The 24,642-nt window shown below is 32.5% G+C and carries 29 protein-coding genes; 14 read left to right on the top strand and 15 right to left on the bottom strand.

What is annotated here, in order from left to right; all coding sequences use genetic code 11:
* Window positions 1-71 precede the first annotated feature (71 nt).
* From mazG to def, 3 genes are all read right to left on the bottom strand, one after another.
* A complete protein-coding gene (gene mazG, locus H8R24_RS01780) occupies window positions 72-854 on the bottom strand; it encodes a nucleoside triphosphate pyrophosphohydrolase (protein ID WP_187016796.1) in 783 nt (260 codons plus the stop codon).
* Between the two features lie 101 nt (window positions 855-955).
* A complete protein-coding gene (locus H8R24_RS01775; protein ID WP_187016797.1) occupies window positions 956-1,387 on the bottom strand; it encodes a DUF5606 family protein in 432 nt (143 codons plus the stop codon).
* A gap of 90 nt (window positions 1,388-1,477) precedes the next feature.
* On the bottom strand, window positions 1,478-2,065 hold the full coding sequence (gene def, locus H8R24_RS01770) for a peptide deformylase (protein WP_187016798.1): 588 nt from the start codon (window positions 2,063-2,065) through the stop codon (window positions 1,478-1,480).
* Between the two features lie 203 nt (window positions 2,066-2,268).
* Between def and H8R24_RS01765 the strand changes: the two genes are divergently transcribed.
* On the top strand, window positions 2,269-4,500 hold the full coding sequence (locus tag H8R24_RS01765; protein WP_187016799.1) for an FUSC family protein: 2,232 nt from the start codon (window positions 2,269-2,271) through the stop codon (window positions 4,498-4,500).
* A 48-nt stretch (window positions 4,501-4,548) separates the two neighbouring features.
* Here H8R24_RS01765 and H8R24_RS01760 read toward each other — a convergent pair whose 3' ends face one another.
* The 4 genes from H8R24_RS01760 to H8R24_RS01745 form a co-directional block, all read right to left on the bottom strand.
* On the bottom strand, window positions 4,549-6,048 hold the full coding sequence (locus tag H8R24_RS01760) for a malate:quinone oxidoreductase (RefSeq protein WP_187016800.1): 1,500 nt from the start codon (window positions 6,046-6,048) through the stop codon (window positions 4,549-4,551).
* A 118-nt stretch (window positions 6,049-6,166) separates the two neighbouring features.
* The gene (ruvX, locus tag H8R24_RS01755; RefSeq protein ID WP_187016801.1) at window positions 6,167-6,583 is read right to left on the bottom strand and encodes a Holliday junction resolvase RuvX; all 417 of its coding nucleotides are present in this window, start codon (window positions 6,581-6,583) and stop codon (window positions 6,167-6,169) included.
* A gap of 1 nt (window position 6,584) precedes the next feature.
* Window positions 6,585-6,866: a type II toxin-antitoxin system RelE/ParE family toxin gene (locus tag H8R24_RS01750; protein ID WP_187016802.1), complete on the bottom strand. Its 282-nt coding sequence runs from the start codon at window positions 6,864-6,866 to the stop codon at window positions 6,585-6,587.
* The gene (locus H8R24_RS01745) at window positions 6,856-7,089 is read right to left on the bottom strand and encodes a hypothetical protein (protein WP_187016803.1); all 234 of its coding nucleotides are present in this window, start codon (window positions 7,087-7,089) and stop codon (window positions 6,856-6,858) included. Before H8R24_RS01745 ends, H8R24_RS01750 begins: the two co-directional genes overlap by 11 nt.
* Window positions 7,090-7,462: 373 nt before the next feature.
* Between H8R24_RS01745 and H8R24_RS01740 the strand changes: the two genes are divergently transcribed.
* Entirely contained in the window at window positions 7,463-8,278 is an 816-nt protein-coding gene (locus tag H8R24_RS01740) for a 2,3,4,5-tetrahydropyridine-2,6-dicarboxylate N-succinyltransferase (protein ID WP_187016804.1), read from the top strand.
* 106 nt (window positions 8,279-8,384) lie between these two features.
* On the opposite strand, the gene H8R24_RS01735 is transcribed toward H8R24_RS01740, so the two are convergent.
* Window positions 8,385-9,149 (bottom strand): glycosyltransferase, encoded by a 765-nt coding sequence (locus tag H8R24_RS01735; RefSeq protein ID WP_187016805.1) that lies wholly within the window; start codon window positions 9,147-9,149, stop codon window positions 8,385-8,387.
* A gap of 103 nt (window positions 9,150-9,252) precedes the next feature.
* Between H8R24_RS01735 and H8R24_RS01730 the strand changes: the two genes are divergently transcribed.
* The 4 genes from H8R24_RS01730 to H8R24_RS01715 all read left to right on the top strand — a co-directional run bounded on the left by H8R24_RS01730 (window position 9,253) and on the right by H8R24_RS01715 (window position 13,030).
* Window positions 9,253-10,368: a glycosyltransferase family 4 protein gene (locus tag H8R24_RS01730; protein ID WP_187016806.1), complete on the top strand. Its 1,116-nt coding sequence runs from the start codon at window positions 9,253-9,255 to the stop codon at window positions 10,366-10,368.
* Between the two features lie 39 nt (window positions 10,369-10,407).
* Window positions 10,408-11,196 carry a glycosyltransferase family 2 protein gene (locus H8R24_RS01725; protein ID WP_187016807.1) on the top strand — a complete coding sequence of 263 codons (789 nt, stop codon included), beginning with the start codon at window positions 10,408-10,410 and terminating at the stop codon, window positions 11,194-11,196.
* A 300-nt stretch (window positions 11,197-11,496) separates the two neighbouring features.
* Entirely contained in the window at window positions 11,497-12,246 is a 750-nt protein-coding gene (locus tag H8R24_RS01720) for a glycosyltransferase family 2 protein (protein ID WP_187016808.1), read from the top strand.
* 70 nt (window positions 12,247-12,316) lie between these two features.
* Window positions 12,317-13,030, top strand: a complete 714-nt coding sequence (locus tag H8R24_RS01715) for a polysaccharide deacetylase family protein (RefSeq protein ID WP_187016809.1) — start codon at window positions 12,317-12,319, stop codon at window positions 13,028-13,030.
* 10 nt (window positions 13,031-13,040) lie between these two features.
* On the opposite strand, the gene H8R24_RS01710 is transcribed toward H8R24_RS01715, so the two are convergent.
* A complete protein-coding gene (locus H8R24_RS01710) occupies window positions 13,041-13,925 on the bottom strand; it encodes a lysophospholipid acyltransferase family protein (protein WP_187016810.1) in 885 nt (294 codons plus the stop codon).
* Between the two features lie 86 nt (window positions 13,926-14,011).
* Between H8R24_RS01710 and H8R24_RS01705 the strand changes: the two genes are divergently transcribed.
* The 5 genes from H8R24_RS01705 (at window position 14,012) to H8R24_RS01685 (ending at window position 18,388) form a co-directional block, all read left to right on the top strand.
* Window positions 14,012-14,578, top strand: a complete 567-nt coding sequence (locus H8R24_RS01705; RefSeq protein WP_187016811.1) for an L-threonylcarbamoyladenylate synthase — start codon at window positions 14,012-14,014, stop codon at window positions 14,576-14,578.
* Window positions 14,579-14,617: 39 nt separating this feature from the next.
* Window positions 14,618-15,001: a GxxExxY protein gene (locus tag H8R24_RS01700; RefSeq protein ID WP_187016812.1), complete on the top strand. Its 384-nt coding sequence runs from the start codon at window positions 14,618-14,620 to the stop codon at window positions 14,999-15,001.
* Between the two features lie 24 nt (window positions 15,002-15,025).
* The gene (locus tag H8R24_RS01695) at window positions 15,026-16,441 is read left to right on the top strand and encodes a CCA tRNA nucleotidyltransferase (protein WP_187016813.1); all 1,416 of its coding nucleotides are present in this window, start codon (window positions 15,026-15,028) and stop codon (window positions 16,439-16,441) included.
* An 85-nt stretch (window positions 16,442-16,526) separates the two neighbouring features.
* Window positions 16,527-17,549, top strand: coding sequence for a COX15/CtaA family protein (locus H8R24_RS01690; protein ID WP_187016814.1), 1,023 nt, complete (start codon window positions 16,527-16,529; stop codon window positions 17,547-17,549).
* Between the two features lie 65 nt (window positions 17,550-17,614).
* Window positions 17,615-18,388 (top strand): CDP-alcohol phosphatidyltransferase family protein, encoded by a 774-nt coding sequence (locus H8R24_RS01685; protein ID WP_187016815.1) that lies wholly within the window; start codon window positions 17,615-17,617, stop codon window positions 18,386-18,388.
* Between the two features lie 66 nt (window positions 18,389-18,454).
* Here the strand turns inward: H8R24_RS01685 and H8R24_RS01680 are convergent, their stop codons facing one another.
* Genes H8R24_RS01680 through H8R24_RS01655 form a run of 6 tightly spaced genes read right to left on the bottom strand, consistent with a single transcriptional unit; the run spans window position 18,455 to window position 22,277 of the window.
* Window positions 18,455-19,210 carry a LytR/AlgR family response regulator transcription factor gene (locus tag H8R24_RS01680; protein ID WP_187016816.1) on the bottom strand — a complete coding sequence of 252 codons (756 nt, stop codon included), beginning with the start codon at window positions 19,208-19,210 and terminating at the stop codon, window positions 18,455-18,457.
* A 53-nt stretch (window positions 19,211-19,263) separates the two neighbouring features.
* Complete coding sequence (locus H8R24_RS01675) at window positions 19,264-19,617, bottom strand: 2TM domain-containing protein (protein WP_187016817.1); 354 nt, start codon at window positions 19,615-19,617, stop codon at window positions 19,264-19,266.
* Window positions 19,618-19,632: 15 nt separating this feature from the next.
* Complete coding sequence (locus H8R24_RS01670) at window positions 19,633-19,956, bottom strand: 2TM domain-containing protein (RefSeq protein ID WP_187016818.1); 324 nt, start codon at window positions 19,954-19,956, stop codon at window positions 19,633-19,635.
* On the bottom strand, window positions 19,947-20,276 hold the full coding sequence (locus H8R24_RS01665) for a 2TM domain-containing protein (RefSeq protein WP_222617343.1): 330 nt from the start codon (window positions 20,274-20,276) through the stop codon (window positions 19,947-19,949). The genes H8R24_RS01670 and H8R24_RS01665 overlap by 10 nt, the downstream gene beginning before the upstream one ends.
* Window positions 20,276-21,619 carry a histidine kinase gene (locus H8R24_RS01660; RefSeq protein WP_187016819.1) on the bottom strand — a complete coding sequence of 448 codons (1,344 nt, stop codon included), beginning with the start codon at window positions 21,617-21,619 and terminating at the stop codon, window positions 20,276-20,278. The genes H8R24_RS01665 and H8R24_RS01660 overlap by 1 nt, the downstream gene beginning before the upstream one ends.
* A 7-nt stretch (window positions 21,620-21,626) precedes the next feature.
* A complete protein-coding gene (locus H8R24_RS01655) occupies window positions 21,627-22,277 on the bottom strand; it encodes a hypothetical protein (RefSeq protein ID WP_187016820.1) in 651 nt (216 codons plus the stop codon).
* A gap of 198 nt (window positions 22,278-22,475) precedes the next feature.
* Here H8R24_RS01655 and H8R24_RS01650 point away from each other — a divergent pair, with 198 nt between their 5' ends.
* The 3 genes from H8R24_RS01650 to H8R24_RS01640 all read left to right on the top strand — a co-directional run bounded on the left by H8R24_RS01650 (window position 22,476) and on the right by H8R24_RS01640 (window position 24,445).
* A complete protein-coding gene (locus H8R24_RS01650; RefSeq protein WP_187016821.1) occupies window positions 22,476-22,718 on the top strand; it encodes a hypothetical protein in 243 nt (80 codons plus the stop codon).
* 187 nt (window positions 22,719-22,905) lie between these two features.
* Entirely contained in the window at window positions 22,906-24,057 is a 1,152-nt protein-coding gene (locus tag H8R24_RS01645; protein WP_187016822.1) for a hypothetical protein, read from the top strand.
* Complete coding sequence (locus H8R24_RS01640; protein WP_187016823.1) at window positions 24,032-24,445, top strand: hypothetical protein; 414 nt, start codon at window positions 24,032-24,034, stop codon at window positions 24,443-24,445. The genes H8R24_RS01645 and H8R24_RS01640 overlap by 26 nt, the downstream gene beginning before the upstream one ends.
* Window positions 24,446-24,642 lie beyond the last annotated feature (197 nt).

The raw sequence follows: 24,642 nt of genomic DNA, 5'->3' as shown, positions 1-24,642 counted from the left end.
TCCTATTTTTTAGGAAGCCGCTTCGCTTCTTCCCAATTTGAAATATGTGAAAATCACCGATTTTCCAATTCCTATTTTTTAGGAAGCCGCTTCGCTTCTTCCCAAAAAACATCCATTTCAGCAAGGGTCATGTCCATTAAGGGTTTGCCAAGTTCATCAGCTTTGCTTTCTAAATATTGAAAGCGTTTAATGAATTTTTTATTGGTGCGCTCTAAAGCATCCTCAGGATTAATTTTCAAGAAACGGGCGTAATTAATCATGGAGAAAAGTACATCTCCAAACTCGGCTTCCATTTTATCTTGATCTGCAGCAGCAACCTCAACTTGGAGTTCTTGCAATTCTTCTTGCACTTTTTCCCAAACTTGATGAGGCTCATCCCAATCAAATCCTACTGCTTTTACTTTATCTTGAATTCGGCTAGCTTTTACTAAAGCGGGTAAACTTTTAGGAACCCCTTCAAGAACAGAACTTCTTCCTTCTTTTAACTTTAGTTTTTCCCAGTTTTGCTTTACCTCTTCTTCATCTTTTACCACCGTATCACTATAAATATGAGGGTGGCGGTGAATTAACTTATCACAAATTTCGTTACACACATCCGCAATATCAAAATCTTTTGTTTCGCTACCTATTTTGGCATAAAAAACAATGTGTAACAACACATCACCCAACTCCTTTTTAATCTCGGTGAGATCGTTATCTAAAATCGCATCTCCTAATTCATAGGTCTCTTCGATTGTAAGATGGCGTAACGATTGCATGGTTTGTTTTTTATCCCATGGACATTTTTCTCTCAAATCATCCATGATGTCTAATAATCTCTCGAAAGCCTGAAGTTGTGTTTGTCTAGAATTCATTGCAAGTGGTTTTGTGTAAAATTAAGAAATCCTGTATTCTAAAAAAGTAGATTACAGGATTTCTTTGTATCGTTTAAGAATTAGTACTCTTTCACTTATTTTTATTTTTCAACTTCTGTTGTTTCTGCAGCAACTGCTTCTGCTGGAACTTCATCAACAATAAGTCCTTTGGCTTGAATGGTATTGTACCAATTCAAGATTTTCTTGATATCTGATGGATATACTCTTTCTTCATCATAATCAGGTAAAACTTCTTTGAAATAAGCCGCTAATGTTGCGTTATCCTCTTTGTGAGAGATGGCAGGACCATTATTTCCTTTAGCAGCAATGCTTTTCATTATTTCTGCCAAAGGTTTTTCGCCTTCATAAGTGTAAACTGAAATTTCAGATAGTAAGCTTACATTACTTTTTAAATTTACAGTGATTTTTTTTCCATCAGCTAATGATTCTGCTACAAAACCAGTACGTGTTTGTACTTTAAGAACGTATAAACCCGGTTTTCCTGAAATGGATAATATTTTTTCTAAACTCATGTTTTTTTAATTAGTATTAAGAATTCAATTTGTATTATTTTTTTTTATCTAAGACCAAAGATCATACCAAAATAAGAGTGTCGCAATGCACTATCTTCCTTTTTTGGCAACAAATCTCATTCTATAATCTTGGAAGGTTTTCCCCTCCGTAATATTTTTTAATTTCTTTTGAATCAACCTCTTTTTTAGAGACGAAATTTTATCTGTAAACAAAACGCCTTCAATATGATCGTACTCGTGTTGAATAACTCTAGCAATCAAACCTTCAAAAACTTCTGTTTTCATTACAAAATCCTCTTCACAATATTCAACCGTAATTCTTTCATGTCTGTAAACATCTTCACGAACATCTGGTATACTAAGACAACCTTCATTAAAGGACCATATTTCTCCTTCTTCAAGGATAATTTTGGCATTAATAAACGTTCTTTTAAAACCTTTTAATTCATTTTGTGCTGATTCTTCTAATTCTTCGTCATCGCTAAAAGGAGTAGTGTCTACTAAAAACAAACGAATTGCTTTTCCTATTTGTGGAGCAGCAAGACCTACACCGCAAGCGTTATACATCGTTTCATACATATCAGCAATAGTTTGCTTCAAGTCTGGGTGTTCTTCAGTAATATTTTCCCCCACCTTTCTCAAAACTGGGTGACCATATCCTACAATTGGTAAAATCATTGCTTTTTTCTATTAAGTATTATGAACTGCATCTCCGTCTATCTCATCCTTCCCATGCAGTTTGCAAAAATAGTAAAAAATTAGACAATGAATAATTACAACTTGATAAATACTGTTTTTTTATAGTATTCTGTTAAATACTCCTTTTAGCTACGTCTCTTAAATCATACAATCCCTATCTTTGTGAGTAAGCAATACCATTTATGATTTCCACAATAAAAAACTTTACAGACAGCACTAATTTTGCCAATGCCCTAAAAATCACCATTGCAGCAGTACTTCCCGTATTACTATTTACCTATCTAGGCAATTATGCAGTTGGGTTTACGATAGCACTTGGCGCATTTTTTACTTATCCCAGTGATATTCCTAGCAATTTAAAACACAAAGTAAACGGTATTCTAGTTGCAGCACTTATTGTTTCCGGAGTCAACTTGATTATTAATATTGTCCATCCCATTACTTGGCTGTTCTATCCCATCCTTGCATTATTAATTTTTACCTTGTCGATGTTATCTGTATACGGACAACGCGCTAACATGGTTTCTTTTTCGGCATTGCTTTCCATATCACTTACATTTGCACACATCCAAACAGGCTGGGATATCTTGACTCATGCCGGTTTATTACTCGCCGGTGGATTATTCTACTTGGTCGTTTCTTTGCTTTTTTTCTATATAAGACCACATCGATACGTTGAATTACAAATAGCCGATTGTATCCAACTTACAGCAAAATACCTAAAACTAAGAGGTGATTTATGGAAGTTAAAATCAGACCGAAAAGCAATTACCAAAAAACAATTACTACTACAAGTCCAACTCAATACTATTCATGAAAATATCAGGGAGATATTGATCCGCAATAGAACCAACTCAGGTTCTTCGAACCAAAATAGAAAAATGCTTATTTTATTTATTTCGCTAGTAGAGATTATGGAATTGGCAATGTCAACCTCTTTTGATCATAATAAATTGCATCAAAAATTTGACAATCATCCCAATGTTTTGCAAACCTATCAAAACCTAGCCTATAATCTAGCCAAGTGTTTGAAGCAATTATCGAAAAGCATACAAAGCCGAACAAAATACAATTCGAACCACAACTTATTAAGCGATCTTCATGATTTTGAATTAGCCATAACCGAGTACGAAATTAAAACAGGAAAATCACTTGCAACCGAAGGCGTTTTTATGCTCACAACCATGCTACATTATGCCGAAAAACAAGTAGAAAAAATCAAAACACTAGAACGTGCTTATACCTCTACAGTAGATCTACATGATTTTAAAGAAAGAGACAAAGATTTAGAAAAATTCATCACACCATTATACTACCCGATACGTACGCTACTAGAAAATCTAAGTTTTTCATCAACCGTTTTCAGGCATGCCGTTCGTTTAACCATTACAATCGTGGCCGGTTTTATCATTGGTCAAGTTTTACCTTTCCAGAACGTATATTGGATTTTACTGACCATCGTTGTGATTATGCGTCAAGAATACGGCTTGACCAAAGAGCGTACCTTTCAACGAATTTTTGGAACCATTTTGGGTGGATTGATTGCTTTTGGGATTCTGTCTGTGGTGCATGATAAAAACGTCATAGGCGGTTTAGCTATCATTGCCATGCTTTTTGGTTTTTCATTCACACCCACTAATTACAAAATAGGAGCAACATTTGTGACCGTTTACGTTGTATTTGTTTATGGGATTTTAACTCCTAATATTGAAGATGTTATTCAGTATCGAATATTAGACACACTGGTAGGTGCTACACTATCAATCCTTGCCAATTATTTTTTATGGCCTTCTTGGGAATTTTTAAATGTTCCTTCTCGAATAGAAAAAGCAATTCAAGCCAACAGAAATTACATCCAAGAAATATCTCATTTTTACAATAAAAAAGGAACAGTCCCTACCTCCTATCGTCTGGCTAGAAAACAAGCTTTTATCGAAATAGGAAATCTAATGGCTTCTTTTCAAAGGATGTTGCAGGAACCCAAATCAAAGCAAAACAAATTAGCACAAGTGTACAAACTCACGGTTTTGAATCATGCCCTACTTTCGTCAGAAGCTTCATTAGGAACCTACATCCAATCACATAAAACAACCGAAGCATCCCAAGCATTTAACGTAGTGGTCAACCAAGTGATTAAAAACTTAGATTTCTCGATCTTACTACTTCACAGCGACAAACCATTAGACCCCAATGAAGAACTGATTAACGAGGAGTTCAATACCCGCTTTACCGAATTAAAAAAAATAAGAGAAAAAGAATTAATTCAAGGAAAGCCTATTAACGACGAAGCTTTTCAACAGAAAATGCAAGAAGCTCAACTCGTTATTGAACAATTAATATGGCTGACCAACCTATCTGAAAACATTGTAAAAACCACCAAGGTACTGATACAAACAAAAAATGAATCCCGATAAAGGATTCATTTTTTTTTATATAAGTCGAACGCAATGTTTTACTAAATACTATTGATTTAATTTTAAAACTTCGGCTGTATGTTTTCTTATTTGATCTGAAAGTTCTGGGTTTTCATTCAATTTTTGTCCGTGTGAAGGAATCATCACTTTCAGTTTGTCTTGCCATTCTTTGCTAGCAAATTGATCTTTAAAACATCTACCTACAAGATCTACCATGATAGAAACTGCAGTCGATGCACCAGGAGAAGCACCTAGTAGAACAGATAAACTTCCATCCTCAGTAGCAATCACCTCGGTACCAAACTCTAGAATTCCACCTTCTTTTTTATCTCTTTTAATAACTTGAACTCTTTGCCCAGCTCTTTCAATAACCCAGTCTTTCGATTCGGCACCCGGAACATATTCGCGCAAAGCATTCATTCTATCTTCTGGAGATTGACGTACTTGCTCAATTAAATATTTAGTCAAAGGAATGTTTTTTAATCCAGCCGAAATCATTGGAAAAATATTATCGGTAGTAATTGATAAAGGCAAATCAGAATACGAACCGTTTTTCAAAAAACGAGTGGAGAATCCTGCAAATGGCCCAAAAAGCAACTGCTTTTCACCATTAATCATCCTAGAATCAATATGAGGTACTGACATAGGTGGTGTACCTACACTAGCCTTACCATAGACTTTCACTTTATGCTTAGCAATTACCTCAGGATTAATACATTTTAACCATTGTCCGCTTACTGGAAAACCACCATAACCTTCTCCTTCTGGAACATCGGCTTTTTCTAATAATGGTAAAGAACCACCACCAGCACCTATGAATAAAAACTTAGTATACACCTTCATTTTTTGACCAGAGGCTAAGTCGGTAATTTTTAATCTCCACTTCGCATCATCATGGCGTTTAATTTTTCTAACTTCATGATTGTAGTGAATAGTAACACCCTCTAATTTTGATAAATAGGTAAAAATATTTCTAGTAAGCTCACCAAAATTCACATCGGTTCCAATAGCCATTGCAGTAGCTGCCACTTTCTCAGAAGCATCTCTACCATCCATTACTAATGGCATCCATTCCTTCAATTGCGCAAAATCTGTACTAAAAACCATGTCTTTAAATAGTTGATTGGCTTGTAGTGTTTCAAAACGTTTTTTAAGGTATTCTACGTTTTTCTCTCCCCACACAAAACTCATGTGCGGAATGCTTTTAATGAACTTTTCAGGAGAAGGCAATTTATTTTGCTCTACTAAGTACGTCCAAAACTGTCTTGAAACTTCGAATGATTCGGCTATACTTATGGCTTTTTTGGGATCAATAGAACCATCCTCAGCTTCTGGAGTATAATTTAACTCACAAAAAGCAGAATGCCCAGTTCCTGCATTATTCCATGCGTCAGAACTTTCGGCAGCAGCGATGTCTAATCTCTCAAAAATTTGAATTTTTATATCAGGTTGTAGTTCTTTTAGAATTAAGCCCAGCGTGGCGCTCATTATTCCAGCTCCTATAAGTACTACTTCGGTATTTGAACGAATGGTTTTTGTGTCAAGCATATCAAAATTTTAAAATGCAAAGATACTTTATATAATTAAAAAAAATATAATAAATAACAATAGAAAAGTTAGAAAAAACGAAAACGTTTTAGCCCAAATATAGCGTTAAACTATAGATTTAAAATCTTTTTTGGCTCAAATAATCTTGTAGCATTATAGTTGCCGAAATCTCATCGATCAGCCCTTTATTTTGACGTTGTTTTTTACTCAATCCACTATCAATCATGGTTTGAAAAGCCATTTTAGAAGTAAAACGTTCATCCATTCGAATCACCTTCATATCTGGAAAATGATTGCTAAAGTGAGTTACAAAACCTTTGATAATCGAAGCACTTTCGGATGGTTGTCCATTCATTTGTTTGGGTTCACCTATTAAAACCGCTTCTACTTTTTCTTTGGCAAAATAATCTTTGAGGAATGCAATAGCAGTAGCGCTAGGAATGGTAGTTAATCCCGAGGCAATGATTTGCATTTCGTCTGTAACGGCAATACCGGTGCGTTTTTGACCGTAATCTATGGAAAGTATTCTTGGCATTTTATAAGGAGTCTTTATATTTTAAAACCGCAACAGTGGTTACAATTTCATTTTTTACATCTACTTTACAGACTACAGTATACCCTTTAAAAGTATAGTCTCTAATATTCTTGTCATCAAAATAGATTGATTTTTTAAACAAAAACGGGCTCTGTAAATCTTTTTTAAGTTTTTTTACTAATTCAATTTTAAACTTTCTGGCCGCAAGAGGTTTGTCTTTGGCAATAAAATGAACTATTTCATCTAAATCATAATTAAATTCAATAGTTAATTTAATCTTCATACTTAGAAATTGTTTCTTCTAGTAAAACATCCAATTCGTCAAAAGTTGAATACACAGCTGTTCCATTATTAATTTTATCAATTCTGGATTGAAGCATATTCTTAGTTTGTTCGAATTCAGGATTTTCTTGAACTATTTTCAACTCATCCGAAGAGAATGAACTCAATAATTCTAAAATTTTGGCTTTGATATTGGGCTGAAATTCTAATCTAATGGTTTCCATAATCTTGATTTTAAAACACAAAGATAAAACATTTCAAGATAAGTTGTTTTTTGTATTCATTTCTCCATCAAACCGAAGATCTTGTCTGCTTCTAGATGATTTTTAAAACGAATTTAAAATCTAGATTGCGTTTGTACACGAGACCGCGTGAAGGATGGCAGTGGAGCTCTTTTTTATCAATTGCTAAGGGTGTTAGCCCGAGGCAATTGATGAAAAAAGCGGGAACGTACAGCCTGGCCCTACTAAGCCCGATCACAATCGGGCTTAGTAGGGTCACGCCCAAAGAAATCAAACAAAAAACTAACATTTTGAAAAAAATTACACTTTTAGCTTTTGCTTAAAAACCATATCTTTGTCAAAAATTTTATAAAAAATGAATTCATTACAGACAATTATAGAGCAAGCTTGGGAAAACCGTGCTTTGTTACAAGAAGCAACTACAACTGATGCTATCAGAGAAGTTATCGAATTATTAGACGCAGGAAAATTACGTGTTGCTGAACCAGTAGGCGACGGATGGCAAGTAAACGAATGGGTAAAGAAAGCGGTAGTAATGTACTTCCCTATTCAAAAAATGGAAACTTGGGAAGCAGGTATTTTTGAATACAATGACAAAATGCTATTAAAAAGAGATTATGCTGCCAAAGGAGTTCGTGTGGTTCCAGGAGCATCGGCTCGATATGGTTCATTTATCTCAAGCGGAGTAATCATGATGCCAAGTTATGTAAACATAGGTGCTTATGTAGACGAAGGAACAATGGTTGACACTTGGGCTACTGTAGGTAGTTGTGCTCAAATAGGTAAAAATGTGCATTTAAGTGGTGGTGTAGGTATTGGTGGAGTTCTAGAGCCTTTGCAAGCTGCTCCTGTAATTATTGAAGACGGTGCTTTTATAGGTTCTCGTTGTATTGTAGTTGAAGGAGTCCATGTAGGAAAAGAAGCAGTTCTTGGCGCTAATGTATGCTTGACTGCCTCTACAAAAATCATTGACGTGACTGGAGACACTCCTATTGAAATGAAAGGTTTTGTGCCTGCCCGTTCAGTAGTGATTCCTGGAAGTTATACTAAGAAATTTGCTGCTGGTGAATTTCAGGTTCCTTGTGCATTAATTATCGGTACGCGTAAACCTTCAACTGATTTAAAAACATCTTTAAATAATGCACTACGTGAATATGACGTAGCGGTTTAATATAAAATCAGGTTGTAAATAATTTTTTAAAAAAATATATAAAACTTTGAATAAAGAGGACTTTGAATAAAAAAAGGCAGTTTCACATATTGTGAAACTGCCTTTTTTATTTGTATTTCTTACCGTAAATACCAAGTACCTTATAAAGACTTGCCTTTTTCTTTTTAAACCAAGTATCTAATTCCATTTGAAATTTTGATCTTTTTTTATCTACATCAAAAACTCCTCTATGCCATCCTGAATGCTTAAGATAACCCTCAGAAAAAATAACTGCTTTGTGACCTAAATCAAAAAAAAACTGTCCAATATCATGTTCATGTCCAACATTTTGATACATTCCTATTTTCTTATAATCAGAGAGTCTTTTTACAGTAGGGTTAAAAGTAAAACCATGCCAAATACCTAAATGGTGTGTCTTTAACTCCCGAAATTTCAAACCACTTAACGAAATAAATTCTTTATCCAATACAGGATGTTTATTGGTATCGTCTAATTCTCTTAACCAAACATTTATGATCATCGAATCTTCTTCTAGTAACTTAATAGAATCTTCAATAAATCCTTTTTTGTAAAACTCCCAATCTTCTTCACAATGAAATATATATTCTGTTTCTACAAAACTATATGCTTTATCAATACTTTTTATTTGTCCTAATTTTGGATCATTGTTAAGTAAAATTGCTTTTTCATATACTTCTGGTATATTTTTAATAATCTTTTCAAGTTTTCCGATTTTTTCCGTATCTTCTATAAAAATATATTTATCAATAAAACTAGTATTATATTTTAAAAAACTATTAAGAGTTTGTTCCAACAAGTCGAATCTATTACAACTTGTCATTATAAAAGTAACTTTTTTATTTACTGACATTTTATATTTTTTAAACAAATGTAAAATAAAATAATAAAAAAACGGCTCGTTAGTAAAATTTAGTTCTAAGGAAATAAAGTTTATATTTGTTCAAAAAAAAAAAATGAATATTGGCTTTGAAGCAAAACGAGTTTTTCACAACACTACTGGCCTTGGTAATTATAGTCGCGACTTAGTTCGCTTGTTAAGTCAATATTATCCAGAAAACAAATACTACTTATATAATCCAAAAACCGCGAAGCAAAATCTATTTTTACCTAACAATTCTAATGTATTTGAAAAAAAACCTACTACTCCGTTTTACACTAAATTTTATAATTTATGGAGACAAAAAGGAGTTGTAAAAGACTTGGTAAATGATCAAATCACGATTTTCCACGGACTGTCTGGAGAAATACCTCGTGGTTTAGCAGCACATAATATTAAAAGCATTGTAACTATTCATGATTTAATATTTGTAAAATATCCGCATTTATATTCCTTTTTTGATCGAAAAATACATTTTTATAAATTCAAAAAAGCGGCGCAAGAAGCGGATTTAGTAATTGCTATAAGCGAGCAAACCAAAAATGATATTGTTGAGTTTTTGAAAATAGATCCTTCAAAAATAAAAGTGATTTATCAAGGTTGTCATGCGGCTTTTAAAACTACTTTTTCGAAAGAGAAAAAAGCAGACGTTATCAAAAAATACGATCTGCCAGAAGAATTTATTTTAAATGTAGGCACCATTGAAACCAGAAAAAATGTTTTATTAGCAGTCAAAGCAATAAAAGACATTGACAGCTGCCTCGTAATTGTGGGAAAAGAAACAGCTTATACCACGGAAGTAAAAAACTATATTCGAGCAAATAACATCCAACACAAAGTCAAATTCTTGCAAGGTCTAGATATAAATGAACTTGCCATGTTGTATCAACTTGCTACTATTTTTGTCTATCCATCCCTATACGAAGGTTTTGGCATTCCTATAATCGAAGCATTATACTGCAAAACGCCCGTTATTACTACAAATAATGGTGTTTTCCCCGAAGCTGGAGGTCCTCATACTTTATATGTAGCACCTACAAACGTGGAGCAAATGAAAGAGGCCATGGAACGATTACTGAACGATCAAAATCTACGAAACGAAATTACATCAAGAAGTTATGAATTTGTGCAAAAATTTAATGATAAAAATATTGCTTTAGCAGTAAATAAATTATATACAAATATTGGATAGAGGAATTATACTCTTTTTACATCCAAAACAAAAATAAATATGAAAACAACTTTGTTGATCACAACTTATAACTGGCCAGAAGCATTGGATATTACTTTACGAAGTATTGAAAATCAAAGCATAAAACCCACTGAAATAATTATTGCAGATGATGGCTCTACAAAAGAAACCAAAAATTTAATTGAGAAATGGAAAGTGAAATTAAAAATACCTATTATTCACTCATGGCAAGAAGATATTGGCTTTAGAGCTGCTGCTTCAAGAAACAAGGCAATTGTAAAATCTAGCGGGGATTATATTATTATGATTGATGGAGATTTAATTCTTCATCCCGAATTTATAGAAAACCACATAAAACACTGTAAATCAAATCATTTTAACATAGGTCCTAGAGTTTTAATAAAAGAAGATTATTCTAAAAAACTATTAGAAAAGAAAAGTATTGATTTTTCAATACAATCCAATCACATATTAGCCAATAGAAAAAACATAATAAACAGCAACGTTTTATCCAAGATATTTAGTCACCTAACTAAGAGCCACCGACAAGTACGATCTTGTAATATGGCTTGTTTTAAGAAAGATTTAATTAAAGTAAACGGTTTTAACGAAGATTTTATAGGTTGGGGACGAGAAGACACCGAACTTGTAGTTAGACTTTTAAATGCAAACGTAAAACGAAAAAACATAAAGTTCAACGCTAACACACTACATATTTATCATAAAGAGAATAACAAAAAAATGCTCACAACCAATGATTTAATTTTAGAAAGGACACTTAGTCAAAAATTAGCGAGTTGTCAAAATGGTTTAGATAAATATTTATAAAATTAAAATCGTAGCACCAACTATTCAACTCAATTACTTTTAAAGTTGGATCAAGCAAAATTTAAGTAAACTACGGCATTTAACTCTAAAATACTTAAGCGAAAAAACTTTAAATTTATAACTCAAAAAAAACTATATTAATCGTCTTAAGAGTAGAATAACAACTATCCTGAACACGATAAGTTAGCTAATCAATATGCGTTCCAATATCGCATCTCGACAGCTTACAAAAAATCATTAATTCCAACGAAACATAATCGTATTCTAGACATAAAAAATTTATTACAACAAATTTATAAAATGAAAACAACTAAAATATCAGCTGCTATACTAACTTTTAATAGTGAAAAAAATATAGAAAATGTATTAAAAAAGCTTTATTGGTGTGATGAAATCATTATTTTAGATTCATTTAGTACTGACGAAACAATTACTATATGCAAAAAATATACTTCATTAATTTTTGAGAATAAGTTCGAAGGTTTCGGTCCACAAAAAAAACTGTTAATCTCAAAATGCAAAAACAATTGGGTTATTTCGGTAGATTCTGATGAAGTTCTAAATGATGAATTAATTTCAAATATTTTAAAACTAACTAACGATGATTTTGAAAACAACGACGGTTTTTTAATCAATATCAAGCACATTTTTCTAAACAAACAGTTTAAAGGTAAAGAAAGCAAATCATGGACATTACGCCTTTTTAATAAAAAAAAGGGAAATGTTAACTCAAACATTGTACATGAAAGTATTACCGTACAAGGAAACATAAGTAAAGTAAAAGGGGCTATACTTCATTATACAGTTAGTGAACTAAAAGATGCAATTTACAAAATGGACTTTTATTCACGACTAAAAGCTGAAGAGTACTACAAAAACAATAAAAAATGCACTTGGATAAAACTTTATATTACATTACCCTTTACTTTTTTTAGAGAATATATTTTACATAGAAATTTTATGAATGGCTATCAAGGCTATTTATGGTCGTCATTAGTCGCTCAAGGGTCAGCATTAAAATATTATTATCTAAAAGAATTGTACAATTAAAATCGATATTAATTACATGTATTTTCGATTTAAAACACAATTCTTTTACTGTATACTAAAAAAAAACATCATGGCACGTCTTCCAATATTAATGTATCACAATGTTACTACTGACGAAAATAAAAGTTTTAAACTTACTATTTCTGACAAAAAATTAGAAAAACATTTTAGATATTTACACCAAAATAATTACAAGTGTTTTCATTTTTGTGAATTAGAAAATAGAAAATCAATCCCCTATAAATCTATAATAATTACTTTTGACGACGTAACCGAAAGTCAATATCTTTATGTTTTACCACTTTTGAAAAAATACAATTTGAAAGCTACCTTTTTTATTGCATTCGCTTATATTGACAAAAGCGATTTATGGAACTACGGTACCGAAAAAATAATGTCTTACTCCCAACTTCTAGATATAGATCCTAAAATCGTAGAATTTGGTTTTCATTCGTATGAACACAAATATTACACACAACTATCAAATGATGAAATTCAGCACGATTTTGATTCATGTGCACAAACTATAGCTGAAAATAATTTAAAAGTATATCCCGCACTAGCTTACCCTTATGGAAATTCACCTAGAAAAGGAGTTGAAAAAGAAAATTTTAAAGCGATTTTAAACCAAAACAACATCCACTTCGGACTACGAATAGGCAACAGGTCTAATAAATTCCCGTTCAAAAACAAATATGAAATACAACGTATTGATATTAAAGGGGAAGAAGGTATGTTTAAATTTTGGTACAAAATAAAATTCAATCATTTGATCAAAATCTAAACAACACGCTTTATGCAGTAGGCTTTTTACCTCTGTGCTTCCAGCGTTTGTGAGTCCACAAATAAAACTCTGGCGCCTGCAAAATAAGTTCTTCTACTTTATCCAAGAAAATGTCCATAATTTGAAAATCTGGAACATCCTTAACATTAGTCGAAAGCACTTCTAGATCCGCTTTATAAAAACCTCTTTTCACTTTATTGACTTTTAAAAAAATAACATTCATATCGTATTTTTTCGAAAGCATCTCTGCTCCTACATATACAGGAACTTCAATTCCCATAAAAGTATGCCAATAATTAAAAGTGCGCAATTGAGGTGATTGATCACTAACAAAACCATATAAAGACTGAATCCCATTGGCGTGGTTGTGAGCGATAATTTCGGCAGTTTTATTGATAGGAATTAAATCGGCTTCAAATTTTGAGCGAATTTTTCGAACCAACTTGTCAAAATATTTGTTATTGATCTTTTTATAGATACCATATCCTTTTACTGTGATTTTACTATTCATAGAAACTGCCCATTCATAACTTGCATAATGCGCGCACAATAAGGCGATGCTTTTCCCTTCTTTTTCTAATTTTAGATATTCATCTAGATTAGTAAAAACAAATCGTTTAGCCATTTCAGATTTCGAAATTGTCAATGTTTTGATCATTTCTAAAAACATATCGCACAAATACTTATATGATTTTCGTTCGATTGACAAACGCTCTGCATCTGATAAATGTGGTAAAGCCAAAGCTAAATTTTCACGCACTACTTTTTTACGGTATCCAAAAATGTGGTAAACAATAAAATAGACCAAATCAGACAACAAATATAGAATTCTAAAAGGCAAAATAGAGATAGAAAGTAAAAGGGGATAAACCAATAAGAATAGTAGAAACTGCATTTTTTATTTATTTATTTTTATGCAAATATAACTAAAAGTATATATTTTAAGATTGTATTATCTTTGTCAAAAATTATACTGTAAAAATGGATTTAAACGACGAAGTAATCAAGGCATTTGAAATCATCAAAGAAGGTGGAATTATCCTCTATCCTACAGACACCGTTTGGGGAATAGGCTGTGACGCTACAAATCCTGAGGCTGTTGCCAAAATATATAAACTGAAGCAACGTGCCGAAACGCAAAGCATGATTGTTTTAATGAATGGGGAGAAGATGATGTATAATGTTTTCAAAGACATTCCAGAGGTGGCGTGGCAAATTATGGATCTATCCGAAAACCCTACCACATTAGTACTAGACAGCCCTAGAAACGTAGCTCCCAATTTAATTGCGCCCGATAAAACTTTGGGAATCCGAATTGTAAAAGAGCCATTTTGCTTCAAATTACTAGAACGCATGAAGAAACCTTTAGTGTCTACATCAGCAAATATATCCGGGCAACCTACTCCAAAAAGTTTCAAAGAAATTAGCCCCGAGATTATTAAAGGTGTAGACTATGTTGTAAATTTGCAGCGCGATAAAATTGCTGGAAAACCATCAACGATAATAAAATTAACGAATGATTCCCAAGTAAAAGTGATTCGTAAATAATTATTAACCGCAAATTCGCAAATTATTTCATACAATTTTATGGAAGAATACATTTTCAAAGAAGAGAATTATAAAATTGTTGGCATCCTATTTGAAGTTCATAAAAACTTAGGAAAAGGGTTCTCCGAAATTGTTTATAAAGACGCTATTGAGTATGAATTTCAAGAACAAAATATTCCATATGAAAGAGAAAAAGAATTTGCTGTTAATTACAAAAACACAACACTTAAACATAAATTTTATGCTGATTTTGTTGTTTATGACAAAATCATACTCGAAATAAAAACAGTAGATTGTTTTAACAATAGTCATTTAAATCAGTGTCTGAACTATTTAAAAGTATCCAATTATAAATTAGCAATACTTGCTAATTTTAACTTAATATCCTTAGAATACAAACGTATTATAAATTCAAAAAAATAATTTGCGAATTTGCGGTAGAAACTTATGAATTACAAAGAAGCATTACAAAATAAAATATTCTCCATTATCTCTCAAGCTTCACAAGAACTGAACGTAGACAGTTATGTGATTGGCGGATTTGTTAGAGATTTAATTTTAGGGAGAGATTTCAAAAAAGACATCGATATTGTTGCAGTAGGAAGCGGAATCGAGCTGGCCTTAAAAGTTTCGCAACTGATTCCCAACAAACCCAAAGTACAAGTTTTTAAAAACTACGGTACCGCTATGTTGCGTTTTGAAGATACCGAAATCGAATTTGTAGGAGCTCGAAAAGAATCCTATCAATTTGAAAGCAGGAATCCTGTTGTTGAAAACGGAACTTTACAAGACGATCAAGACCGTCGTGACTTCACGATAAATGCGTTAGCTATTTCCTTGAATTCGGCTAATTACGGAGACTTACTAGATCCTTTTGAAGGACTAAAAGACATCGAAAACAAAATTTTAAAAACACCACTTGATCCAGACATCACCTACTCTGACGATCCATTGCGAATGATGCGTGCGATTCGTTTTGCAAATCAATTGGATTTTGAAATCGAAGAAAACTCATTGCAATCCATCACAAAAAACGCAGAACGAATTAAGATTATTTCTGGCGAACGCATTGTAGATGAATTAAACAAAATACTTTCGACACCGAAACCTTCAACGGGCTTTTTACTTTTATACAAAACTGGACTGTTAGATATTCTTTTACCAGAATTAACTGCGTTAAACAATGTTGAAGAAATTGAAGGGCAAACTCATAAAAATAATTTTTATCACACGCTCGAAGTAGTAGACAACATTTGTCCAAATACTGATGATGTTTGGTTGCGCTGGGCTGCTTTATTGCATGATATAGGAAAAGCACCTACCAAACGTTTCAATAAAAAACAAGGTTGGACTTTTCACGGACATGAGTTTCTAGGTGGAAAAATGGTCAAAAAAATATTTGAGCGTTTGCATATGCCTTTGAATCAAAAAATGAAGTTTGTACAAAAAATGGTCATGATGAGTTCCAGACCGATTGTACTCTCACAAGATACCGTTACGGACTCGGCTGTTCGTCGTTTAGTATTTGATGCTGGAGAAGACGTAGAAGATTTAATGACGCTTTGCGAGGCTGATATCACCACCAAAAACCCCAACAAGTTCAAGAAATACCACAATAATTTTATAATCGTCAGAAATAAAATTGTTGAAGTAGAAGAACGTGATCAGGTACGTAATTTTCAACCACCTATAACAGGGGAGGAAATTATGGAGATTTTTAACCTTAAACCATCCAAGGAAATTGGAATGCTAAAAGAAGCTATCAAAGAAGCTATTTTAGAAGGCGAAATCACCAATGAATATCAAGCAGCTTATGACTTTATGTTAAAAAGAGCCGAGAAAATGGGTTTAAAGATTAACTAATGTTGAATTAACATTTCCCTGATTATAGGGTATCTTTGCACTATTAAACACCTAATTTTTCGTATCAAGATAATTACTTTTAAAAATGAAAAAAGAGAATAAATCAGTTATAATTTGGTTGCTATCAGGTTGTGTTTTATTATTTCTAATGGTTACTGTGGGTGGAATCACAAGATTAACAAATTCTGGTCTATCCATGACCGACTGGCATTTAGTTACTGATACCTTCCCGCCATTGACAGATGCCAAGTGGCAAGAAGCTTTTGATCAATATAAAAAGTTTCCTGAATACCAAAAAATCAATATTCACAATGATTTTCAATTATCTGATTATAAGTTTATTTACTTCTGGGAGTGGTTTCACCGCTTTATTGGTCGAATAATTGGTCTTGTGTTCTTGATCCCGTTTTTTTATTTTTTATTCAAAAAGAAACTAGACAAAGCTACTATCAACAAATGCATTGTGCTATTAGGTATGGGTGCTTTTCAAGGTTTTCTAGGCTGGTTCATGGTACGAAGTGGATTGATTGATAATCCAGATGTAAGTCATTTTAGACTAGCATTACACCTTACTTTTGCTTTCATCACCTTTGCTTACACCTTTTGGGTAGCGCTAGACCTACTTTATCCAGAGCGCAATCCTTCGATTAAACATTTGCAAAAAATAGCTCGTTTTGCTTTGGTTTTTTTGCTTTTGCAAATAATCTATGGAGGTTTTGTAGCAGGGTTAAACGCAGGGTTGATTCACAACCACTGGCCTTTAATGAGTGACGGACAGTTTATTCATGACAGCGTATTCCTAGAGCAAAAAAATCTATTATTGAGTTTTACAGAAGGAAAGAGCGGCGTACAGTTTGTACATAGAACTCTTGCTTATGTTGTTGTAGCGTTCCTCTTATTCTTGTATTATAGTAGTAGAAAATTCAAATTAAATAAAGGACAAGTTACAGGAATCAACTTATTACTTATTCTAGTATTTGTACAATTTGCCTTAGGTGTATTCACCTTGTTATATAGTGTACCATTGTGGTTGGGATTAACGCATCAAATTAATGCCTTTTTTCTACTATCAGCAATGACATTCACCTTACACCGATTGTCTAAATAATAATTTTAGCAACCTTTTTACGCTTTGACTATATTGTCGCATTTCTTTGTTGAACATAAACAAAAATGTCTAAACTTAGCCCACAGGACAAGTTCTTTGATTTATCCGATTACGGACGAAAACCTGGAAATTTTATTGCAAAACGTTTGCAAAACACTCGTTTCACACCCATTCACGTTACGTTAGTATTTGGTCTATCTGGGCTTATTGCTGTGTATTTTATTCTACACCATCACTATTATTTGGCAGGCGCTTTCATTATCTTAAAATCGATCATTGACGCAGCAGATGGTGAACTGGCTCGTCTTAAAAACAAACCTTCCTATACTGGGAGGTATCTTGACAGTGTCTTTGATATTTTCTTGAACTTCTTTTTTTTGGTTGCAATTTGGCAAGTATCGTTTACGGCATTCTGGGTGATACTTCTCGCCTTTTTTTGCATCCAATTACAAGGAACTTTGTACAACTACTATTATGTGATTCTCAGAAACAAATCCGTTGGTGGAGACACCACTAGTAAAGTATTCGAATATAAAACACCCAAAGCGTTGGCTGGCGAAAGCCAAAAATCAGTCACTATTTTATTCAATATCTACACTATAGTTTACGGTGGTTTTGACAAAATAATTCACACACTAGACCCTAATGCATACAAAGTAAAAACATTTCCCAACTGGTTTATGACGTTCGTTTCGCTTTATGGCTTAGGTTTTCAATTGCTCATAATAGCACTTATGTTAGCTTTTGAGGGTGTCGAATACATTGCACCGTTTTTTATATTTTATTCTGTTTTTATCTTCGTAATGATCGTGATCCGGAGATACAAGTTTAAAAACTAAACCTCAGCACCATTATACTTTACAATGAGACTTTATGAGACTGTAATACTAGAAAGCCTTTGATCTTTACTCAATCCAGTTTTTAAAGTCGGATACCTTTTCTCTACTGACAATAACAGCATCATTAGCATACGATGGCAAAATAATTTTCAATCTAGAATTACTATAAAGCACGATTTCTTTTATGGCTTTCAAGGGAATAATAAACTTTCGACTGACTCTATAAAAATCAGCAGGGTCTAATTCTTGTTCTAATTGCTCCAAAGTAGATTCGATCAAATAATCTCTATTGTCATAGGTATGCATATAAGTTCCTTTATTTTCACTAAAAAAACATTCAATTTCATCTGTAGCAAATACTTTTAAATGCTGACCAATTTTGACCGTAAATCTTTTTTTATAGTTTTTATCGAAAGGGTTAGAAAGCATTTTTTTGATTTCGTCAAAGTCAATCTGAAGTTTCTCTTTCTTAGGCAATCTTCCTTGAAACTTAGTCACTGCAGTTGCTAGATCATCTTCGTCAATGGGTTTTAATAGGTAATCAATACTATTAAGTTTGAAGGCACGCAATGCATATTCATCATAAGCAGTAGTAAAAATGATAGCGCTTTTAATTTCGATTTTTTCGAATATTTCAAATGACAAACCATCTGATAATTGTATGTCTAAAAAAATCAAATCTGGATGCTCATTTTCAGTAAACCAGTCTATGGCTTCCTCAACAGAATGCAATAGCACAGCTACTTCAATATTTAACTTATCAAGTTTGCGTTGCAACAATCTTGCTGCTGGTTTTTCGTCTTCAATTATTATTGTGGTCATGTAGTTAATCGTTGCAGGTGAATAGAATAGTGTAGTTACATTTTAAACTTTATTTATTCCCATTTCTCATTTTTACCCTTATCCATAAACTCTTTAATTTTCTTTTCTTCCCAATCTGCTCCAAAAAACAAATCACGACCAAAAACAGATAATCCGTGTGCCGTTAATCCGATTCCCCAAAAGAAAACCGTGCTCCAAGTATTCCATTTCCAGAATACGGCGTCGCCAAAAATGCTGTTATTAAAAACCGAAGCCAAACTATAACCGTTTACTAATACATAAATTAATAAATGAACATAGAAGCCTTTAATTCGCTTCATTCTTTTGTATGCCAAATTGTAGCGTGCATCTGGATTGTTTTCATCTAGACCGTAACTATCGTACTTATTTCTACTATATCGTCCCATTTTTTTATGTTTAGATTATTGCCAATTTCTTTTTTGCTCGTTTTCCTTTTCCTTTTCCATGAATTCCTTGATCTTTTGTTGTTCCCAATCCTTACCTAGAAATGGCATAAAATTAAAGACTTTCATTCCATGAATCAACACGCCTAAACCCCAACCTAGTAGAGGCCAAAAAAACCATAAATACTCTGGAGATGTCACTAAATTAAGTACCAAAAGGCCTAAGTTCACTGCAACATAACTTATCAAATTTCCATAAAAACCTTTTATTTCATCGACGCGCTTTCTAGCTTTGTAATAGCGATCGTCATTCTCATATCTATTTTCCATGACTATTTCCATTTTTGCGTTTTATTATTGGCATTCATAATACTTTCTAATTTTCGATCTTCCCATTTTTTTCCAAAAACAGCAAAACTAACAACCGTATCAACTAAAGTGATCAAAAAAGCTGTGGTCCAAATGGCCATAACAAAAAAGTTAAGCTGATTGAGTGGGAAAATATTAAAACTTATTTCAAAATATTCTTTCAATATAAAAAAGGTTAAACCAATTGCATAGATAAAAAAATGAATGTAAAACGATTTTAATTTCTGAACCTTTTTGCGTGCTATTTCAAAAACCTGATTTTCTTCATAGCTATTCTGATTTATTTCTATCATTATTTCCAGGTTTTATTGGTATCTGATTTATTTAAAATCTCTTGAATTTTTCTTTCTTCCCAATTGGGACTAATCCCAAACACTTTAAAAGCGTGCATAATTACTCCAAAACCCCAACCTCCAGCAGAGAACCAAAACCAATGAAATTGCGGTGAAAATTTTAAATTAATAAAAACAATAATGGGAATCACGCAACAATAAGATATTAAGTTTCCATAAAAACCTTTTAGTTCCTCTACTCTTTTCTTTGCTCTATAATAGGCGTTTTTCTCGCCATAATCTGCTGATATTTCCATAGTTGCTATTTGTTTTGTTAACACTGGCAGTTTGACTGCAAATATTTTTTCGGTTTGCTCAATAAGTACTTTTCTTTTAGTAACCAGTCCGTAGCGATTGATGATGTTTTGCAATCCCACACCTTGTCTACTTTGTAAAACTTCTTTCTTTTGAAAATCATTTTCGACTGTCAAATAACCGTCTTTCATATAAATCCTAATGTGCAAAGGACGTTTTTCACTAACCACATTGTGCTTCACCGTATTCTCCAGCAGTAGTTGCAAGGATAGCGGCACCACTCTAGCTTCGGGATTACTGATATTATTAGGCAATTCATAAAACAAGCTGTTTTCAAATCGCATTTTCAAGAGATTCATGTACGTTTTGGCGAAAGCCAACTCCTCCTCTACTGAAACTAAATCTTTATCTTTTTGCTCTAGCACATAGCGGTAAATCTTCGACAATGAAGTAGTGAATCGTTGTGCATTTTCGGGATTTTCTTCGATTAAAGAACTTAGTACATTTAAGCTATTAAAAAGAAAATGAGGATCGATTTGGTTTTTTAAGCTTTCAAATTTAGCCGAAGCCGTTCCTGCAATAATCTTCTGTTCCTTAACTTTGTTTTCATTATATGATTTGTAAAAATACAAGCCGTGAATACCTAGTAAAACAAAAAACGAAACAACCAGCGCTACTACATAATTAGAAGGCGACTCATAATTTATAAATTCAGTAAAAGTGCGCCCTTCGATAATAACATCTTCAAAAATGCGCAGTAGGAAAATCACAATTAACGTAAGTACCAATGAACTTGAAAACCCAACTAAGGTTCTTTTAAAACTATATTTTCCTTTTTCAAAAAAAGTATCCAAGAACATATACAAAATGGCATTTGCATAATACAAACTCAAGCCATAAAGCATGATGTACAAGAAACTAACTTTTAAACTGTTATTGAATGTTATGATTCCGCCGTTTAAAACTGGAATGATTGTCAAGACGAGAAAAATCACGAAGGATATGATAAGTGCCCTTGGCAACTCTTTTAATAATCTACTTAGTTTCATTACTTACTTATTTACAATTCTTTTGAGCTTCGATTGCTCTATCTAATCCCCAACTTGGAGCGAAAGCTGTTTCTGGTTTAAAAGTAGCAAAAAGTGCGATGGCTTTATCAATTTGCGTACACATTGGTTTAGTGTCTTGTCCCCAAAACTTTGCTCCACCAATTTCAAATTCGGCTTTTGAGAACACCACTCTTGGATTATTGGGCGCAATTGCTTCCGCTTTTGCATACAATCCCATCGTAGGTCCTGATAATTTTTGTCCGTTTGTCATTGGGTCATACACAATCCAAGCGGTATTGATCATGGCTTGCATCACGTACAATTCGGCATTATTTTGATCTTTTCCCATTTCTACGTCCAGTGCATTTTGTGCTTTGGCAAGCAAAAGCGTGATTTGCTCTTTGTCTTTCGTTTGAAAAGCTGTTGTTGTATTTACCAAAGCTACGTAATAATTGGGTAACCATTTACTAGGTTCGGCGGCAGCGATTCTTTCGAATAAATCTGAAGCTTCTGTGTTTTTACCCGCTTTCCATAGTCCGAAGGCTTTTCCCATTCCTTGTTCAAATTGTCCTCCTGCTACAGGCGTTGCAGCTTGTTGCCCTTGTGCCGATACTAACGTAATAATAAATAATGCGAATGCGGTGATTAATTTTGTCATGATTTCTAATTTTTAAGATTACTATTTTATTGTTTAAGGATTGATTGTTTTTTTATTGATGATTAAAACTTTGTTTATTTCTATTTCAAAAGTAGGCTAGATATACGGGTCTAAAAACTTATTATTACTGAACTGTTGAATTTTAGGGATGAGTTGTTGTTACGTGATTTTTTTTGTAATTTTGATAAAAACAAGATCATGAGTACAGCTGAAATAAAACTAAAACTATTTCGAGAAATCGATACACTTGACAAATCCAAATTGGAACAAGTTTATGGCTTACTTTTTAATTTTTTGAATAAAGAAACTGATATTGAAGAATGGAATTCATTGTCCCAAGCACAACAAAATGGTTTATTAATAGCTATAACAGAATTGGACGCTGAACAAGGAATTGACCATCAATCCATAATGGACAAATTCAGAAAAAAGTATGTATAAACCAATTAAATGGTCGTCGTTTGCTGATGATGATTTAACAAAAGTTCTTGCCTACTTAGAAATTCATTGGAATAATATTGTGTGTATTAAGTTTATAGACAAGTTAGCAGAAATGTTAAATAAAAACTGATAAAAAAATAATGAAGTTTTTTTTTACTAACTTGCCGAAGTTTATTTTATAAAAATAATGGAAGATAAAATATTTATTGCACCTAGATTAACTGGTTCTCGTTTTGAGGACCACAGCATGCCTATTAGTATTTTAGAAGATTTTACAGCCTTAGAAGATTTAATTATTGAAGTAGCAAAAGGAATTTATTTAGATGAAAATTTAAATAGAAAAAGAGTGCCTAAGGGATTTACGGACGGTGTTTATTTAAAATTAGTTGATATTGAAGAAGGTAGTACAATACCAAAATTCGTTATAGCTAGTATTATGTCTTTATCTTCAACTCTTCCTTTAGAAAACCTAGATAATTTTTCATATTTTGAAAAAGCTAAAGATAAAATAATTACTATAATTGAGACAGTGAATGATGGTGGTTTACCTTCAGAAGAAGATGGTAAATATCTATCTTTTTTCAATAAAATTGGTAAAAATTTACTAGATGATGAATCAATCGATTTTGGCTATAATTATAATACAAAATTAAGTTCTAATGCAATATTGAATAAAACCACAAGAAAAAAGATTTTATTATCAAGAGAACAAAAACTAGAATACACAGACAATATAAAATTATATTCATTAATTCCAGCAATAGATCAAGAAACAAATACTTTTTTTATCGAAACTGAATTTGGTAAAATTCAATGCCCTTTAACTGAAAATATTAAGGAAACTGTTTTTACAGCCTTTAATGAATATAAAAATAAAACCTATATCTCATTAAAGGGAACTGCCCTATTCAATTGGCATGATAAAATAACAAAAATTGAAGAAATTGAATCGATGGATGTTTTGGATTCTCTTGATGTTTCATTACGTATTAATAATCTTCTAAAATTAGAAAATAATTGGTATGAAGGTCAAGGCAAATCATTAAACAAAGAAAAATTAACAATATTTGGTAATTATTTTAATTCCTATTTTAATAATAATTTACCACTTCCTGCTATTTTTCCGAAACTAAATGGTGACATTCAATTAGAGTGGCAGAAAAATGATATAAATATTGTAATTAACATTCAATTAGAATCTCTGAAATCAAGCTTTTTCTACTATAATGATAATGATGAATATGAAAGTGAACTTTCCTTGAATACTAAAGAAGAATGGAATAAATTAAATGAATTAATAGATATATATATTAATGGAAAAGAAAACACTTTTGCATAGACAAATACATCCAACATTTGTTGTTAATGATATAGTCTCAAATCAAGCTTTTTCTGAAAATGAAATAACAATTTCATCAGGGGCATTCACACCGTCAGAAAAGGATGATGATAAATTATCCGTATATAATGGCGAAAAATTTAGTCCAAAAGAATCATTTGATCATTTTGTTAATTCATACACATCCTACGGAGTACTTTCTCTTACCGTAGAAGAAATAAATTCTATAGAACCATTAATTGCAGTTGAAGATAATGACCCATTTGATGGTCATTGTCATATTGATTTTTCTGAAGTTTCAAGTAAAAATCAAAAGACAAAAAAAGCAGGAAAACTTAGAGATTTTGCTGTAAATAGAAAATGGACTTACAAACCTCAATCAAACTAAAAACACTTCTGCTAACATCGGTTTGGCGCAATTGGGGTTTTAGGCAAACTTTAAAGTTGGTTTTACACTTGGAAGTTCTGTCTTTAATTTATACATTTGGCTAACCAAATCCCCAACTGACGCCACGAGACGTTAGATTTATGCATCAACCTAATCCAAAAATCGCCAAACCAATTCCCTTTTATAAATACAGAACT

Source organism: Flavobacterium muglaense, assembly GCF_014305155.1.
In the GTDB taxonomy this organism is placed as follows: domain Bacteria; phylum Bacteroidota; class Bacteroidia; order Flavobacteriales; family Flavobacteriaceae; genus Flavobacterium; species Flavobacterium muglaense.
The sequence above is the reverse complement of the archived record's forward strand: the minus strand, read 5'-3'. Positions and strand labels throughout refer to the sequence as shown.

What these genes read in the sequence shown, in the direction of transcription:
- H8R24_RS01715 (WP_187016809.1), top strand. Translation starts at nt 12,317, where the DNA reads ATGGCACGTCTTCCAATATTAATGTATCACAATGTTACTACTGACGAA.
- H8R24_RS01710 (WP_187016810.1), bottom strand. Translation starts at nt 13,925, where the DNA reads ATGCAGTTTCTACTATTCTTATTGGTTTATCCCCTTTTACTTTCTATC.
- H8R24_RS01645 (WP_187016822.1), top strand. Translation starts at nt 22,906, where the DNA reads ATGGAAGATAAAATATTTATTGCACCTAGATTAACTGGTTCTCGTTTT.
- H8R24_RS01725 (WP_187016807.1), top strand. Translation starts at nt 10,408, where the DNA reads ATGAAAACAACTTTGTTGATCACAACTTATAACTGGCCAGAAGCATTG.
- H8R24_RS01775 (WP_187016797.1), bottom strand. Translation starts at nt 1,387, where the DNA reads ATGAGTTTAGAAAAAATATTATCCATTTCAGGAAAACCGGGTTTATAC.
- H8R24_RS01640 (WP_187016823.1), top strand. Translation starts at nt 24,032, where the DNA reads ATGGAAAAGAAAACACTTTTGCATAGACAAATACATCCAACATTTGTT.
- H8R24_RS01695 (WP_187016813.1), top strand. Translation starts at nt 15,026, where the DNA reads ATGAATTACAAAGAAGCATTACAAAATAAAATATTCTCCATTATCTCT.
- H8R24_RS01760 (WP_187016800.1), bottom strand. Translation starts at nt 6,048, where the DNA reads ATGCTTGACACAAAAACCATTCGTTCAAATACCGAAGTAGTACTTATA.
- H8R24_RS01675 (WP_187016817.1), bottom strand. Translation starts at nt 19,617, where the DNA reads ATGGGACGATATAGTAGAAATAAGTACGATAGTTACGGTCTAGATGAA.
- H8R24_RS01665 (WP_222617343.1), bottom strand. Translation starts at nt 20,276, where the DNA reads ATGATAGAAATAAATCAGAATAGCTATGAAGAAAATCAGGTTTTTGAA.
- H8R24_RS01745 (WP_187016803.1), bottom strand. Translation starts at nt 7,089, where the DNA reads ATGGAAACCATTAGATTAGAATTTCAGCCCAATATCAAAGCCAAAATT.
- H8R24_RS01660 (WP_187016819.1), bottom strand. Translation starts at nt 21,619, where the DNA reads ATGAAACTAAGTAGATTATTAAAAGAGTTGCCAAGGGCACTTATCATA.
- mazG (WP_187016796.1), bottom strand. Translation starts at nt 854, where the DNA reads ATGAATTCTAGACAAACACAACTTCAGGCTTTCGAGAGATTATTAGAC.
- H8R24_RS01735 (WP_187016805.1), bottom strand. Translation starts at nt 9,149, where the DNA reads ATGTCAGTAAATAAAAAAGTTACTTTTATAATGACAAGTTGTAATAGA.
- H8R24_RS01670 (WP_187016818.1), bottom strand. Translation starts at nt 19,956, where the DNA reads ATGGAAATAGTCATGGAAAATAGATATGAGAATGACGATCGCTATTAC.
- H8R24_RS01730 (WP_187016806.1), top strand. Translation starts at nt 9,253, where the DNA reads ATGAATATTGGCTTTGAAGCAAAACGAGTTTTTCACAACACTACTGGC.
- H8R24_RS01680 (WP_187016816.1), bottom strand. Translation starts at nt 19,210, where the DNA reads ATGACCACAATAATAATTGAAGACGAAAAACCAGCAGCAAGATTGTTG.
- H8R24_RS01705 (WP_187016811.1), top strand. Translation starts at nt 14,012, where the DNA reads ATGGATTTAAACGACGAAGTAATCAAGGCATTTGAAATCATCAAAGAA.
- H8R24_RS01750 (WP_187016802.1), bottom strand. Translation starts at nt 6,866, where the DNA reads ATGAAGATTAAATTAACTATTGAATTTAATTATGATTTAGATGAAATA.
- H8R24_RS01655 (WP_187016820.1), bottom strand. Translation starts at nt 22,277, where the DNA reads ATGACAAAATTAATCACCGCATTCGCATTATTTATTATTACGTTAGTA.
- ruvX (WP_187016801.1), bottom strand. Translation starts at nt 6,583, where the DNA reads ATGCCAAGAATACTTTCCATAGATTACGGTCAAAAACGCACCGGTATT.
- H8R24_RS01690 (WP_187016814.1), top strand. Translation starts at nt 16,527, where the DNA reads ATGAAAAAAGAGAATAAATCAGTTATAATTTGGTTGCTATCAGGTTGT.
- H8R24_RS01700 (WP_187016812.1), top strand. Translation starts at nt 14,618, where the DNA reads ATGGAAGAATACATTTTCAAAGAAGAGAATTATAAAATTGTTGGCATC.
- H8R24_RS01650 (WP_187016821.1), top strand. Translation starts at nt 22,476, where the DNA reads ATGAGTACAGCTGAAATAAAACTAAAACTATTTCGAGAAATCGATACA.
- H8R24_RS01685 (WP_187016815.1), top strand. Translation starts at nt 17,615, where the DNA reads ATGTCTAAACTTAGCCCACAGGACAAGTTCTTTGATTTATCCGATTAC.
- H8R24_RS01740 (WP_187016804.1), top strand. Translation starts at nt 7,463, where the DNA reads ATGAATTCATTACAGACAATTATAGAGCAAGCTTGGGAAAACCGTGCT.
- def (WP_187016798.1), bottom strand. Translation starts at nt 2,065, where the DNA reads ATGATTTTACCAATTGTAGGATATGGTCACCCAGTTTTGAGAAAGGTG.
- H8R24_RS01720 (WP_187016808.1), top strand. Translation starts at nt 11,497, where the DNA reads ATGAAAACAACTAAAATATCAGCTGCTATACTAACTTTTAATAGTGAA.
- H8R24_RS01765 (WP_187016799.1), top strand. Translation starts at nt 2,269, where the DNA reads ATGATTTCCACAATAAAAAACTTTACAGACAGCACTAATTTTGCCAAT.